This window comes from Lacrimispora xylanisolvens, assembly GCF_002934545.1.
In the GTDB taxonomy this organism is placed as follows: Bacteria; Bacillota; Clostridia; order Lachnospirales; family Lachnospiraceae; genus Lacrimispora; species Lacrimispora xylanisolvens.
In genome coordinates this window covers 180480-195932 of sequence record NZ_PTJA01000010.1, presented here as the reverse complement: position 1 = coordinate 195932, position 15453 = coordinate 180480, and the positions used below count along the sequence as shown (strand labels likewise).

At 42.1% G+C, this 15453-nt stretch carries 12 protein-coding genes; 8 read left to right on the top strand and 4 right to left on the bottom strand.

Annotation, left to right across the window (positions count from 1 at the left end):
• Positions 1–101: 101 nt before the first annotated feature.
• The 5 genes from BXY41_RS18380 (at position 102) to BXY41_RS18360 (ending at position 7215) form a co-directional block, all read left to right on the top strand.
• Positions 102–1886 carry a sensor histidine kinase gene (locus BXY41_RS18380; protein ID WP_104438320.1) on the top strand — a complete coding sequence of 595 codons (1785 nt, stop codon included), beginning with the start codon at positions 102–104 and terminating at the stop codon, positions 1884–1886.
• The gene (locus BXY41_RS18375; RefSeq protein WP_104438319.1) at positions 1883–3481 is read left to right on the top strand and encodes a response regulator transcription factor; all 1599 of its coding nucleotides are present in this window, start codon (positions 1883–1885) and stop codon (positions 3479–3481) included. The genes BXY41_RS18380 and BXY41_RS18375 overlap by 4 nt, the downstream gene beginning before the upstream one ends.
• A 119-nt stretch (positions 3482–3600) precedes the next feature.
• Positions 3601–5292, top strand: a complete 1692-nt coding sequence (locus tag BXY41_RS18370) for a type 2 periplasmic-binding domain-containing protein (RefSeq protein WP_104438318.1) — start codon at positions 3601–3603, stop codon at positions 5290–5292.
• 69 nt (positions 5293–5361) lie between these two features.
• A complete protein-coding gene (locus tag BXY41_RS18365) occupies positions 5362–6297 on the top strand; it encodes an ABC transporter permease (protein WP_104438317.1) in 936 nt (311 codons plus the stop codon).
• 27 nt (positions 6298–6324) lie between these two features.
• Entirely contained in the window at positions 6325–7215 is an 891-nt protein-coding gene (locus BXY41_RS18360) for a carbohydrate ABC transporter permease (RefSeq protein WP_242980244.1), read from the top strand.
• Between the two features lie 3 nt (positions 7216–7218).
• On the opposite strand, the gene BXY41_RS18355 is transcribed toward BXY41_RS18360, so the two are convergent.
• Together BXY41_RS18355 and BXY41_RS18345 are read right to left on the bottom strand one after the other, a co-directional pair.
• Positions 7219–8751, bottom strand: coding sequence for a GH39 family glycosyl hydrolase (locus BXY41_RS18355; protein WP_104438315.1), 1533 nt, complete (start codon positions 8749–8751; stop codon positions 7219–7221).
• 130 nt (positions 8752–8881) lie between these two features.
• Entirely contained in the window at positions 8882–10051 is a 1170-nt protein-coding gene (locus BXY41_RS18345) for a M23 family metallopeptidase (RefSeq protein WP_104438313.1), read from the bottom strand.
• A 198-nt stretch (positions 10052–10249) separates the two neighbouring features.
• Between BXY41_RS18345 and BXY41_RS18340 the strand changes: the two genes are divergently transcribed.
• A complete protein-coding gene (locus tag BXY41_RS18340; protein ID WP_104438312.1) occupies positions 10250–11437 on the top strand; it encodes an iron-containing alcohol dehydrogenase in 1188 nt (395 codons plus the stop codon).
• Between the two features lie 55 nt (positions 11438–11492).
• Here the strand turns inward: BXY41_RS18340 and BXY41_RS18335 are convergent, their stop codons facing one another.
• Both BXY41_RS18335 and BXY41_RS18330 read right to left on the bottom strand, forming a co-directional pair.
• Positions 11493–11786 (bottom strand): hypothetical protein, encoded by a 294-nt coding sequence (locus tag BXY41_RS18335; protein WP_104438311.1) that lies wholly within the window; start codon positions 11784–11786, stop codon positions 11493–11495.
• Positions 11787–11855: 69 nt separating this feature from the next.
• Positions 11856–12668, bottom strand: a complete 813-nt coding sequence (locus BXY41_RS18330) for an MBL fold metallo-hydrolase (protein WP_185140373.1) — start codon at positions 12666–12668, stop codon at positions 11856–11858.
• 149 nt (positions 12669–12817) lie between these two features.
• Between BXY41_RS18330 and BXY41_RS18325 the strand changes: the two genes are divergently transcribed.
• Entirely contained in the window at positions 12818–14755 is a 1938-nt protein-coding gene (locus BXY41_RS18325; RefSeq protein WP_104438309.1) for a fructose-1,6-bisphosphatase, read from the top strand.
• Positions 14756–14865: 110 nt separating this feature from the next.
• A complete protein-coding gene (locus BXY41_RS18320) occupies positions 14866–15339 on the top strand; it encodes a DUF1700 domain-containing protein (protein ID WP_104438308.1) in 474 nt (157 codons plus the stop codon).
• Positions 15340–15453: the final 114 nt, after the last annotated feature.

Here is a 15453-nt window from a genome sequence, read left to right as displayed (position 1 = left end):
TAGTTTATATAGTTTGTCAGGAGGATAGAAAAAGTTTATCCCGTATAATTAATAGAAAGAGGTATAATAGGATTGTACAAGAGTTAACAGGGGGACCAGGGATGAGGCATATTTTAAAATGGATCAGCAGCAGATTAGATGATTTTAAATTGAAGAAAAAGCTTAGGATACTTTACATATACAGTGTTCTTCTACCAATTTTTATAACAGATAGTGTGATTGTTGCCATATTTATCGCATCAGAAAGTGCATCCATGAAAAAGGGCATGGAGAATATCGCAAATGCGGTAAAATACAATTTTTTCTATGATATAGAAGAAGCAGCCGGTACAACAAAAAAAATATATATGAACAAATATGTGAACCAGTTCATGGATAAACAGTTTGAGTCGGAGCTGGACTATTTTTTAAGTTATCAGGCTTTTATGAAAGATTCGTTGTTTGAAAGCAGCATCGGAACGACAGCGTCTTCCATTACCATGTATGCGGACAATCCCACCATTGTAAGCGGAGGGGAATTTAAACAGCTTTCCACAGTAAAAGAACAGGAGTGGTACCAGTATTTAAAGGGCTCCAGCAGGGATGGAGTGCTTTATATGTATTATGATGAGAGCAGAATTCCCACTGTAGATTCCAAACGGAAAATATCCTTTATCAGGAGATTGAATTTTTACAAAAGAGATGGCTGTGAAAAACTTGTAAAAATGGATATAGACTATAGCACCATGGCACGGAGCTTTGTAAAAATGAATTACGAGGCCCCGGTTTATGTATGCTGGAATGATAAAATCATTTTGTCCAATCAGGGTAATTACGGACAATGGAAGGATTTTGAGACCTTTGATCTGCAGGAAAAAGTGGGCTATCAAATGAACTTTGCTTCCTACGGGGCAGAGCTGACAATTTATGTTCTAAAGCCCCAGACAGTAATCGTAAGGCAGATGTTAAAGAATATTCCCCTGTTCATCCTGCTGGTTTTTATAAACATCCTGCTTCCATTGGGATTTATGATAGCGATCAACCAATCCTTTACCGAACGGCTGAAGGAGCTGAGTCAGGCCTTTAAGCGCATTGATGATGAAAAGCTTATGAAGATTGACAACATCAGGGGAGAAGATGAAATTGGAATTGTAATGCGCAATTATAATCGCATGGTGGCTACTATTAATGAGTTAATCCAGACTGTTTATATTAACCGTTTAAAAGAACAGGAGATGGATATCGAACGGCAGAAAGCGGAACTTTTAGCGCTTCACAGCCAGATAAATCCCCATTTCCTGTTTAACGCATTGGAGAGCATCCGTATGCACAGTCTGCTTAAAAATGAAACAGAAACCGCCAGCATGGTGGAACGGCTGGCAATCATGGAGCGCCAGAACTTTGACTGGGGTACGGATTTTATCACAGTAAGGGAAGAGATTTCATTTGTAGAGGCATATTTGCAGCTGCAGAAGTACCGTTTTGGAGACCGGCTGTCTTACCGGCTTGATATTATGGAAGAATGTATGGATTACCGGATTCCAAAGCTGACCATTGTTACATTTGTTGAAAATGCCTGTATTCATGGCATTGAGAGTAAAACAGCAGATGGCTGGATTTTTGTCCATGTATATTTAGAAGATCAAATGTTTTATATTGAAATCGAAGATACCGGGGACGGAATGGAAGAGTCATTTTTGAATGAATTAAGAAACAAGATGAACCATGCCAGCATTGATATGCTAAAAGGAAAGAAAGGAGTTGGTATATTAAATGCCTGCCTGCGGCTTAAAATGGCAACGGATAATACGGTAAGCTTTGAGTTAGAAAGTGAAGCGGGAATTTCAACCATGGTAACAATAAAAATTCCGGTATTAAACATTGGAAATAATGGGGGGGAACTATGATACGTGTCTTATTAGTGGATGATGAACCATTTATTGTTCAGGGATTAAAGGTACTGATTGACTGGGAGCAAGAAGGCTATGAGATTGTCAAAACGGCTGCAAATGGTATGGAGGCACTTGAATACCTGAAAAATAATCAGGTGGATTTAATCATTGCAGATATTAAAATGCCTGTCATGTCAGGAATGGAGCTGCTGGAGATATTGAGAAAAGATAAGGTTTCCCGTGCAGATTTTATCATATTAAGCGGTTTCAGCGATTTTTCCTATGCCCAGCAGGCAATTCGATTTGAATGCTTTGATTATATTTTAAAGCCGGTTGTGAAAGAAGAACTGATCCGGGTGCTGCACCGGCTGAATTATCAGAGACAGGGCAGTAAAAAGCAGCAGCTTAACAAAATCAAGATGGAGAAGGCATATCTTGCCAGAAACATGATATCTCTTATCTTTGGGAAATACGACCAGATTAATCTGGATTATATCAGAGAACAGATGCAATGGTCGGAAGGAATCAGTTACGTGGACATTGAAATTGACAATATTGAGCAGATGGAAGAACTGATGGATGAGGAAAAGCGAAACCAGCAGAGAGAACTTTACCGTGCCTGCCTTGCGTTTTTAAAAGAAGATGGGGATCATTGTATTTTTGATGTTTCAAGTCATGAAAAAACCTATGATATTGGTTTTATATATTGTGATTATATGGCAAAAAATGCAGGGGAGACTCAGAAAGCGTATCTGGAGCGGTTTAGAAAGTACTTAAAGGATGCCATGAGCCTGCCGGTTGTCATGCTGGTAGGAAAAAAGGTAAATGATATTTCAAAAATCTCAAATTCCTATGGGGCAGCCAGAATTCTCCGCTCTTTTCAGGCCTTTCGAAAAAAGCAGCCCATCTATTATTATGAAAAAGAGGTACAGGTTAATAACAATGGGATCGTTTTATGTAAACAGTATCTGGATGATCTGCTGTTTGCAGTAGAGCAGAATGAACGGGGGAGAATTGAAGAAAGCGTAGAGCGGCTTTATGAAGAAATGAATCATTTAAGATTTGCCATGGACACGGTTAATTTGAATATTAACTATCTTTTATTCCAGCTGATCCATCTGGCATCCGAGCAGGACGGATATGTAAACCAGGAAGAAATCATGCTTTATATCAGTGAAAATGTCTTTGAAGGAGATATGCTCAGAGGCGGAAAAGAGCATTTAATCCGGTTATCCTGTGAGTATGCGGCTTACTTGGAACAGCTGCGAAAGCATGTATCAAAGGATATACTCCATGAGGTGGAGAAGGATATCAGAAAAAATTACGCAAAAAATCTCTCACTGAGAGAATACAGCAATAAATATTATTTAAACAGCGCCTATTTAGGTCAGCTGTTCCGGAAAAAGTATGGAATGTCCTTTAAGGATTATTTAAATAACTGCCGTATTGAGCAGGCGGCAGTCAGGCTGTTAAGAACCGATCTTAAAATATACCAGATTGCGGAGGAGGTCGGGTACCGGGACCTGGACTACTTTGTGAACCGTTTTATTTCCGTTAAGGGTTGTACACCGTCAAAGTTTAGAAAGGGAGGGGAAAATAGAGTGAAATAGGGCAGTTTATGGAAACTGTTTCTATAATTACCCCTGTGTTTTTATTAGCTTTCTCCAGTTGTGAAAACAAAGCTTTGAAGTAAACTATTAATATAAAATAAAAAAGGGAGGATATGACGTTGAGAAAAAAACAGTTTACAGCTCTGCTTGTGATCGGTGCCATGGTGTTGCAAACTCTGACTGGCTGCTCTAAGGGGACAGCAGCTACCGGCAGCAGTACAGCCAAAGAGGCGAACGGGGGGATCAAAGAATTTACCGCTTTCTTTGCTGTACCGGGAGACGAAATCAATGATGACAATGAGATTCAACAGCAAATTGCAGAGATTACAGGAGCTAAAGTAAAGGAAACCTGGCTGACGGGACAGACAGCAGAAGAAGCTGTGGGAACCTTAATAGCAGGAGGAGAATATCCCGATTTTATATGCGGCAGTGACGGAACCAGCCAGCTTTATGATGCAGGAGCACTGGTCGCACTTGATGATTATATTGATGATTATCCCAATATCAAGAATTTCTTTACCAAGCTGGAATGGGAACAGCTGCGTCAGTCTGATGGCCATATCTACTGGATCCCTCAGTTCAACAACAGCTATGAAAAGGATATGCAGACCACTCACAACGATGAGGCCTTCTGGATTCAGACCCGTGTGCTAAAATGGGCCGGATATCCGAAGATCACCACCATGGATGAATATTTTGACTTAATCGAGCGTTATCAGGAAGCCAATCCCACCATGGAGGATGGAACAAAGAACATTCCATACACGATATTATGTGATGACTGGAGATATTTCTGCCTTGAGAATGCTCCGTTGTTCCTGGACGGATATCCCAATGATGGAAGCTGTATTGTAGATCCTGAGACAAAGAAAGTAATTGATTACAATACGACACCTACGGCAAAACGTTATTTCCAGAAGCTGAATGAAGAATTTAAAAAGGGAATCGTTGATCCGGAATCCTTTACTCAGATCTATGATGAATATATTGCAAAGCTTTCCACAGGCCGTGTACTTGGAATGATTGACCAGTGGTGGGATTTTTATGGGCACGTTAATGATGCAATCAAGCAGCAGGGGCTGGAAGACCAGGGCTGTAATTATGTACCCCTTCCGATTACCATTGACAAAGGAATAAAAAACAGATGGCATACCTCCGGGGATACGTTAAATGTAGGTTCTGGTCTGTCCATTACTGTAAGCTGTAAAGATGTCAGAGGAGCCTTGAAATTCGTAGATGATCTGTTAAGTGAAAAAGTGATCACTCTCAGAAACTGGGGAGAAAAGGATGTGGATTACATGGTGGATCAGGATGGGTTATTCTACCGGACACCTGAAATTCGTATGAAAGTTACCAATACTGCATACAAAGCCTCTCATTTATGTCCTTATTCCTATTTCCCGGTCTGGGGCGGAATGAGCCAGGATGGGATCAATGCAGCAAAACCGGAGCTGCAGCCCAACGAGTTCCTGGATGGTCTTCCAAAGAATGTACAGGAATGCCTTCAGGCATATGGCTGCAAAACCTATGTAGATATGGTAGGAGAAAATGAAATTCCTGGACCCTGGTATCCGATTTACACGTTTGTTGGAACCATGACTACCGCAACACCTGGCGGAACCGCATGGATTAAGATGAGAGAATTAAAACATGAGTATTTACCAAAGGTTGTCATGGCGCCTGATTTTGAAGCTGGCTGGGAAGAATATTTAACTGCTTATGAGACCTGCAATCCACAGGCATTTCTTGATGAAGTACAGCCGGAGGTAGACAGGAGAATTAAAATTGCAGAAGAAGCGGCAGCAAATTAAATAGTAGAAAACAGGCGGTGCATTCATAGATATCTGCACCAGCCTGTTTTTTAGCAAAGGAGTGATACTATGGCATCCATTGGAAAGGTTAAAAAAGAACGTATCAATTGGAAAGAAGTAAAAAAACAGAAAGTGCTCCTGCTGTTGTCTGCAGGCTATGTGATTTACGGATTTATATTCTGTTATCTGCCTCTTGCCGGCTGGCTCATGGCATTTGAGAACTATAAGCCGAAGGAAGGTTTTTTCCACTCAAAATTTATAGGGCTTGCAAAATTCCGGCAGCTGTTTCTGGATGATGGATTTATCCATGTCATCAGAAATACGCTGGCTATGGGAGTCATTAATTTAGTCACTACCATGGTTGCAGCTATTGTGTTTGCAATTCTCTTAAACGAAGTAAAATCACAGGGCGGTAAAAAGGTTGTGCAGACAATATCATATCTTCCACATTTTTTATCCTGGATTATTGTTACCGGCATTTTGCACGATGCTCTTTCTGGGACGGGGATCGTCAATGATCTTCTGCTTCGTTTTCATCTGCTAAAGGAACCTCTGAATTTTTTTGCATATCCGAAATATTTCTGGTGGATTGTTGCCTTTGCCAATGTCTGGAAGGAAACCGGCTGGAATGCCATTATCTATCTGGCATCCATCACAGCCATAGACACATCTCTCTATGAAGCGGCGGCCATAGACGGAGCGGGAAGGTGGGCCAGAATTAAATACATCACGCTGCCTGGAATAAAGCCTACGATTATTATTCTTCTTTTAATGAATGCAGGAAATGTTTTAAATGCCGGTTTCGAAGTTCAGTATCTGTTAGGAAACGGACTGGTTCAGAGTGTATCACAGACCATTGATATATACGTTTTGAAATGGGGTATCAGTCAGGGAGATTATTCTCTGGGCACTGCAGCTGGAATATTTAAAAGTGTGGTAAGTATTTCCATTATATTAATTGCAAATGAGATGGCAAAGCGGGCCGGCGAAGAACGCTTATTCTAAGGGGGGGCGGATATGATTAATCATAGAATGTTACATAGAAGGAAAAATTCACTGGGTAATAAGGTATTTGTTTTCCTTAATACAATATTCATGGTTCTGTTTGTGATTATTACCCTTTATCCGGTTTGGAACACAATGGTCCTGGCCTTTAATGACGGGACCGATGCTCTGAGAGGTGGGCTGTATTTATGGCCCAGAAAATGGACACTTCAGAATTATATTACAGTACTTCATAAAAAAAATCTTCTTGTGGGAGCTTATGTAACTGTTGCAAGGACGGTGATCGGCACCCTTACTGCACTGGCAGCCAATGCCCTTCTTGCTTATATCGTAAGCCGGAAACGCTTTCTTTTTAAGAGACAGCTCTCCTTATTCTGGGTTATTACCATGTACGTAAACGGTGGAATGATTCCTGTCTTTCTTTTATATAAGGGCTTAGGCCTTACCAACAGCTTTCTGGTCTATGTAATTCCTGGAATGGTGGGAGCCTTTAATATGATGGTAATCCGGACATATATGGCAGGGCTTCCTGATAGCCTGGAAGAATCGGCTCAGTTAGACGGAGCAGGAGATCTGGTTATATTTACAAAAATTATCTCACCTTTATGCAAACCGGTATATGCAACCATTGCATTATTCTGTGCAGTAGGACATTGGAATTCCTGGTTTGATGCCATGCTCTATAATCGGATGAATGCCAATCTGACCACATTGCAGTATGAACTGATGAAGTTATTGTCATCTGTAAGTAATCAAAGTAATTCTGTAGAATCCATGAAGAATGCGGTGGCAGCTGTAACGCCCACTTCGGTCCGCTCTGCTGCCACCATACTTACCATGCTGCCTATCGTCTGTCTTTATCCGTTCTTACAACGGTATTTTGTCACGGGTCTTACAATCGGAGGCGTTAAGGGATAAAATTTATTGATTTTTTGCACATGCCGCGGGGGTTTCTCCGCGGCAGTAATCATAACCCCGGTCCCCGTTTCGTTTTATTTTCTTTAGCTGAAACCACATAACTGCCCATGGCTGCAGTGAAATAGAAAAGGAAATAGCCAAAGCGGAAGCACTTATTAATTCTGTATGAATCAACGGCTGTGCACTAACTTTTAGTATCTCTGTTTCTTCTTTTGAGAGCCAGGAAGGTTCTCCCATATCATGCCAGATTTTTCTCGGATTTCCATGAGTTTCATCAACTGTCTTTGTAAGCAGGCAATATTCTCCGTCTTCGTTTACCGGTAATGTTAAAGAAAGGCGCAGGCATTCCCGTTGCCCAAGGCATAGATTCCAGGCGGCTGCGCAGTAGCTTCCGTCCTCTTTTTCCATTACAATCAGTTCGTCAGAACGGTGGATGCATTTGCCCTGAAGCTTTTTAAAGAATGCAAAAGTCCAGAATGTAGGTTTGGGAATTGTTCCGTTTGCCACCAGTCCAAATCCACCGTGAAATGGAGTAAATGGAACCCCCTTTTCCTCAAAAATATCCCCAAAGGTCCAGTAAGAATAGGATTCACACAGATCACCCAGCTTTGATAAAAGCCATGCCACATAAGCTGCATTGACTGTGGTGTCGTGAATCGGGCTGTCAGGGCTGTAGGAAGTGTTGAATTCTGTTATATGCATGGGAAGCCCCTGAAATCCTTCAAAGCTGTCTATAATTTCCCGGGAAACCTTAAGCTCCTCCATGGCGGTTTGGGGATCTCTTAAGGAACCGTAGCTGTAATGACCGCATTGCTCCGGTTTATCCCACATGTAATGGTGGCGTGTGATGAAATCCGGTTTTAACCCCTGTGCACTGCAAAATTCCAGGAACTTCTTCAGCCAGAGAACGTCGTCAACCCCGCAGATTGCCGGGCCTCCAACTAAAAATCGGCTGTCAGTTTTTTTAACAGCATAATAGGTCTTCTGAAATAAAGTAAAATATTCCTCTTTGTCAGCCCCTTTCCAGAATCCTGGAAGATTTGGCTCATTCCATACCTCTACCGGCCAGGTCACCACCTCTTCTTTCCCGTAGCGGTCAAAAAGGTGCAAAAGAACTGCCTGTACCAGATCTGACCACGCCTCATAGCTTTTCGGGGGTGTGACATTTCCTTTCCAGTAGAACACGGTCTGATCGCCGGAAGCCATTTTCTGAGGCATAAATCCAAGCTCTAAAAAAGGTTTAATCCCAAGAGCCTGATAGGCATCCATGACCATATCCAAGTAGGTAAAGTTATATTCTGCCCTGATGTTACCTGATTCATCCGTATACTCCTGATAAATTGCCATATCATCACAAAAGATTCCGTGTCCTCTGATATGGCGAAAACCAATCTGCTCCTGCACCAGTTTTAACTGTTCCTGATACTGCTGCTGCAGAGTTAATCCCATTCTTCCGGTTCCTACACAAAAATCTGCATGATTCTTAAAAGTGTACCCTGTTTCATTTTGAATTTCATAGCTGATTTGCTTTTCCATATGAATCCCCTTCCCCATAATTTGTCCTTAATTATACCATTTTTTAACCTGGAAATAAATGTATCTGCCATAAAAAGCAGCCTGTTTACGGGAATGATTTCTAGAACCCGTAAATAAGCTGCTTTCATTTTTACTGTTCCTCTTCAAGAGGGGGCGGCGGTGCGATGAAATTCTCTGGAATGCCAGGATCTTTCATATTATAAACCCGGCTGTATTCCTTGGTTTCCTGATTTTTTACTGTTTCAGACCGGTTCATAGACAAAAATTTGGTCAGTTCATAGCAATCTACCCAGATCTCGTTGTTTCCTTCTTTCTGGGACTCATCAAAGATCAGCTGAAGTCCGAAATGAAGGTGGGGCTGGTTAATGTTATTGGTGTTTTCTGTCCGGCTGTATCCCGTCCGTCCCATATATCCGATGACGTCTCCGGCGTTTACGATACCGCCCTGTTTTAATGATTTATGATAGGGATAATTTTTTCTTAAATGGGCGTAATAATAGTAGCGTTTTCCATCAAAGCTTCGAATACCAAGTCTCCAGCCACCGTACTGATTCCAGCCGATCGCCTCCACATAGCCGCTTTCCACTGCAATAACCGGGGTTCCAACCTGACCCATCATATCATGACCCAGATGCTGGCGTTTGAATCCGTAGGATCTTGCAGTCCCGAAATCGTCAAAATCGTTGTAGGGAAATCCTTTGGCAATGGGAGAAAATCCTTTCAAACCGTATTTTGTCACCCAGACTTTATCCGGATTGACCGAACCGTCCGGTAATAAGTCCGGCGTAGCGTAAAGCGGTGCATTGGCGGAAGGAATCTGAATTTCATATTGCCCAACCAGACCGTCTAACACGGCTCCATAGGCCTCCCGGTAATACGAATAGTATTTCATTTTGCCTGTCAGCTCTTCCATGGTTTTTCCGGAGAGAAGCTGTTCGGCAAGTGAATCTAAATCTTTGCTGGAATATCTGGAGAAGTCTCCTCCGTATCTGGCCCCCAGATAGGCAAGCAAATCCACCCAGTTTAAATGAACCTGGGACTGGCAGGTATTGACATCATAACGGAAGGCTTCCTGCATGGCTCTTGCAGTTACATTAAAATCCACCCATTTAATGTATTTTTTTGCTTCCGAAGAGCTGGCCTTCCCCTCCTGGTTTACAACTGGAAAAGAGAATCTGCCACCGGGAGAAATAAAAAAAAGGGAGACTAAAAGAAACGTAAGAATGACTACTTCAATGTATATGATCAGATGATGCCTTGCCACTGGGAAAGATGTAAAACTCTTTTTGAATGGGTTCATAAGAATTCTCCTTGTCGTTCCATGTTAGATGCATGTGAAAAGGGAAAGCAGCTTTCTTTGGCTTTCCCATATAAGATATGCAAAAAGGACAGAATTTATGACGGAAAAGGTGGAAAGAGAGTCAGTCTTGGAAAAAAGGAGGGTTCATGTTATAATTTCAGCTAAGAATGGATTTGATGGAGAAAGAGAGGTTTCTAAATGAATAATTTTGAATATTGCGTACCAACAAGGGTGATTTTTGGCCGTGACACCCATAAAAATATTGGAGAATTAATTGCCGGATATGGATTTAAAAAGATTCTGGTTCAATTTGGCGGAGGTAGTGTAAAGGAAAGCGGTCTTTTAGATCAGGTTGAAGATTCCTTAAAGAGTCATGGAATTGAATATGTACTGCTTGGGGGAGTAAGGCCTAATCCTGGTCTTGGACTGGCATTGGAAGGAATTAACCTGTGCAGAAAGGAAAACATTGAGTTTATTCTTGCTGTGGGGGGAGGCAGTGTGATTGATTCTGCGAAATGCATGGCTGACGGGGTATTAAATCCGGATGTTGATCCATGGGATTATTTTATGAAAAAAGCCGTACCTGACAAGGCACTTCCTCACGGAAATATTCTGACACTGTCTGCTTCCGGAAGCGAAACCAGCTTGTCCTGCGTCATAACCAAAGAAGAGGAAGGCTTAAAAAGAGGATTTAACAGCCCCACACACCGGCCACTGTTTGCTGTGCTGAATCCTGAGCTGACCTTTACTGTGAATAAGTTTCAGACTGGCTGCGGAACGGTGGATATTATGATGCATACACTGGAACGGTATCTGGGAGGACCTACGAAAGATACTCCTCTCACAGACCGGATTGCCGAAGGTCTATTGACCTCTGTAATGGAAGCAGGAGAGAAGGCGGATAAAAATCCGGAAGACTATGAGGCGCGCGCAACCCTTATGTGGGCCGGAAGCCTTTCTCATGACGGATTGACCGGTCTTGGAAGAGATTATCTCATGCAGGTGCATCAGCTGGAACACGAACTTTCAGGGTTATATCCTGATATCGCCCACGGTGCCGGTTTATCTGCCCTGTTTTGTTCCTGGGCCAGATACGTATGTAAGGATGCACCAATGAGATTTGCCCAGCTGGCTGTAAGGGTATTTAACCAGGAGATGGATTTTGAAAATCCGGTTTATACAGCATTAAAGGGAATCGACCGGCTGGAAGAATATTTTAAAAGTCTTGATATGCCGGTTTCTTTACGGGAATTAAATTCCGGCATTACCCAGGAGGATTTCTTACTTATGGCTGATAAATGCTCTTCAAAGGGAGAAAAAACCCTGACAGGAATCCACGAGCTTGGAAGAGAAGATATGATAGAGATTTACCGTATGGCATACTAAAAAAATTGGTACAATTAAAAAATCGGGACGGTGCGAAAACCGTTCCGATTTATATTTAATAACAATTGTAGCATCCCATTTTACAGATACTCGTCACAACCGCCCTGGCCTTATCATGTTCTTTGCAAAAGGGTTTAAAAATGCAAACCATGGTGATTGCATTCTGAGGAGGTCTGGTCATAATCGTGGAGTTGCAGATAAATCGGAAGTTGACTCCCCTGGCTTCCTGTGTTGCCACCAGATAGGGCTTGTAGGTAGTGCCGCGTAAATCCCTGGTGGCCTCATAGAAAATAGCCAGGTCTCTGCAGTCGACGTCACGGTAAGGGGTAAAGCCGCCCGGGCACAACATATGAGAAACTCCTTTGCTTTTTCTATTGTTATATGATATGCAGTGCCGGGGACGAGCGTGATTTTTTTATCAGGAAAGTTTAATAATTTCTTTGTCTTCCGGAATCAGAAGTTCACCGGAAAAGAAAGGACTTCCCTCACTGGTATAGAGCTCTTTTCTGTTTTTTAAGTTCTTATCCTCAGTGTGCCATAAAATCAAATGCTCTGCCTTTAATTCCTCTGCAAGTTTACAGGCATCGGTGACTGTACTATGATGCTTTTCGTAGGGCTTAAATACTTCCCGGTCCTTATAAAGGCAAAAAGTTTCATGGAGCAGCCAGCTGGTTCCTTTAACAAATTCATGGCATTTGGGGTTATAAGGCTCATCACCGCAAAAGGACAGGCGCTTTCCGTTATGCAGAGTTGTGGTAAATCCATACTGCTCTGCTTTTGTGGAATGAATATCAAAAAAAGTGATGTCATATCCAAGTATGGATCTGGTTTCTCCGTCTTCCACCGGAATTAAATGAATCCTGGTTCCAATGAGATCATAAAATTTTTTCTGCAAAGTGAGGCGGCAGAGAGTATCAATTACGGATACCAGATTTTTATGACTGTAAATATTTAGATCCCCATCGTAGTTCTCCGATTTGATTCTGGCTCCGATAAAACGCACCACCCAGATAATACCAAGAATATGATCGGTGTGTTCATGAGTTGCAAATATATGGTGAATGTGAGACAGATCCACATTCAAGTCATCTAATATAGAGAGGATTCCGTTGCCGCCTCCGGCGTCAATCATAAAATATTCCTCGTCATCTTTTAAGGCAAAGCAGGTATTATAGCATTTGGTGGCAGCGGCATTGCCAGTTCCGAAAACATATAATTGTTCCATCTGTATCTCCTTTTTCTGGGGTGTTCCCGGTTTTACGTTCATAGCCTGGCCGGCCATGGACGGCCGTCGGGCGAAAGGGGTTTAAAATTGACGTTTTTTATGATACTATAAAATTCAAAGCAATGCAACTGTGTCAAAAAAGGGAGAACGTATTTATGAAAGATTTGGCTTATTTAAAGCTTATGGCAAGGGAATATCCCACCATCCGGGCGGCTTCCAGTGAGATTATTAATCTGACTGCAATTCAGGGACTTCCCAAGGGGACTGAGTATTTTTTCAGTGATTTGCACGGGGAACACGAGGCCTTTATCCATTTGTTAAGGAGCGCTTCCGGTGTGATTCGGGAAAAGATTTCTGAAACGTTCAGTCATATCTTACCCGAAAAAGAGGAAGTGGAATTAGCAAACCTGATTTATTATCCCGACCGCATTATGAATCAGCTGGAGCTTAGCGGGCAGGCAGATGATGACTGGCTGAGGGTGACAATTTACCGTCTGGTGCAGATCTGCAAGGTTGTATCTTCAAAATACACCAGATCCAAGGTCAGAAAAAAGATGCCACCGGAATTTGCTTACATCATAGACGAACTTCTTCATGTTGATTATAACGATGACAACAAACGGGTATACTACAGCGAAATCATCAGATCCATTATTGATATTCGGATTGGAGATAAATTTATCATAGCTCTTTGTGAACTGATTCAGAATTTAACCATTGACTGTCTTCATATCATCGGAGATATTTTTGACCGCGGTCCGAGAGCAGATATGATTATGAATGAGCTTTTACAATTTCACGATGTGGACATTCAGTGGGGAAACCATGATATTTCATGGATGGGAGCAGCAACAGGGAATCTGGCCTGTATCTGCAACGTTCTAAGAATTGCCATCAGCTACAACAGCTTCGATGTTCTGGAGGATGGTTATGGAATTAATTTAAGACCGCTTTCCATGTTTGCTGCCAGAGTATACCGCAACGACCCCTGTGAGCGTTTTTCACCCCAGATTCTTGATGAAAATATTTACGATGCGGTGGACCCGGGACTGGCAGCCAAGATGCATAAGGCAATTGCCATAATTCAGTTTAAAGTGGAAGGGCAGATTATAAAGCGTCACCCGGAATATGAAATGAATGACAGAATTTTGCTCAATGCCATCGATTACAATAAGGGAACTGTAACCATAGAGGGAAAGGAATATCCTCTACTTGATGCATCGTTTCCCACCATTGATCCGGCAAGTCCGCTGACACTAAACGAAGAGGAAGAGGAACTTTTGCGTACGCTGCAGCTTTCATTTCTCCATAATGAACTGCTTCACCGTCACGTGCGTTTCCTCTATTCCCATGGAAGCATGTACAAATGCTATAATTCCAATCTCCTCTATCATGGGTGCATTCCCATGCGGGAAGATGGTACATTTGAAGAAATCTGTATGGAAGGCTCGTCCTATTCAGGAAAAGCTCTCATGGATTATGTTGATAATAAGATTCAGAATGCTTACTTTCTTCCGGAACACACCCAGGAAAGCAGAGATGCCAGAGATTTCATGTGGTATTTATGGTGCGGAGCCAAGTCCCCGGTATATGGAAAAGGTAAGATGACCACCTTTGAACATTACTTTATTGAAGATCATCAGACCCATATGGAACCCATGAATCCATATTACCGTTTAAGCATAAAGGAAGAATACTGCGAGAAAATATTAAGTGAATTCGGGCTTTCCGGAGAAAGTGCCCATATTATAAATGGTCACGTCCCGGTAAAAATTAAAGAGGGAGAATCACCGGTGAAAGCTGGAGGCAGACTGTTTCTCATAGACGGAGGGCTGTCAAAGGCGTATCAGTCAAAGACTGGAATTGCAGGATATACACTGATTTATAATTCCAACCACCTGGCTCTGGCAGAGCACAAACCTTTTGATCCGGAAAAGGAGAGCACGCCAAAGGTTTCGGTTGTTGAGAATATGAAACGCCGGGTGATGGTTGCCGATACGGATAAAGGGGCGGAACTGACAGGAAGAATTGAGGATCTAAAGGAGCTTGTGGCAGCATACCGGGAGGGAATCATAAAAGAACGTATTGAGTAGTCTGGCACATTATGAAAAATTAAGATTTTTTTCAGATAAGATTTCTTTACGGAACCCCTGTCAAATGGTAAAATAGTCGGAAGTTACTTACTTTATTGAAGGAGGCTCAGATGAGCAGACAGGAATTTTTACAGCGTTTAAGGGATACCCTTACAGGAGAGGTTCCCGGAAGCGTGGTGGAAGAAAATATCAGATATTACGAAGAATATATCCGTGGAGAAGTTTTAAAGGGCTCTTCGGAAGAAGCTGTCACCGAAGCAATTGGAGACCCGAGACTGATTGCCAAGACGATTATAGAGGCCAGTGAGAATGCAAAAGAAAGCAGCAGCACCGGCGGTTTTTATAGTTCTTTTACCGGACAGGATCAGAATGTATATGAGGAACCCAGGCAGGAAAGACGGGGGATGCATTATTATGATTTAAGTAAATGGTATTGGAAGCTTCTTGGAGTAGTCGCCATTGTCTTTTTTTTCCTCCTTGTGGGAACCATCGTTACTGGTATTTTCAGCCTTTTGGCACCTTTGATGGGACCACTGCTTTTAATTGGCCTGATATACTGGTTTGTAAGAGGATTGAAACGATAACGTCACTAATATGTAACAATATAAATGGAATATATTACAAAAGTATAACGGCATTTATGACTGTGAGTGGTCATAAATGCCGTTTTTGCTTGACAAAAGCTGCAACAGAGGATA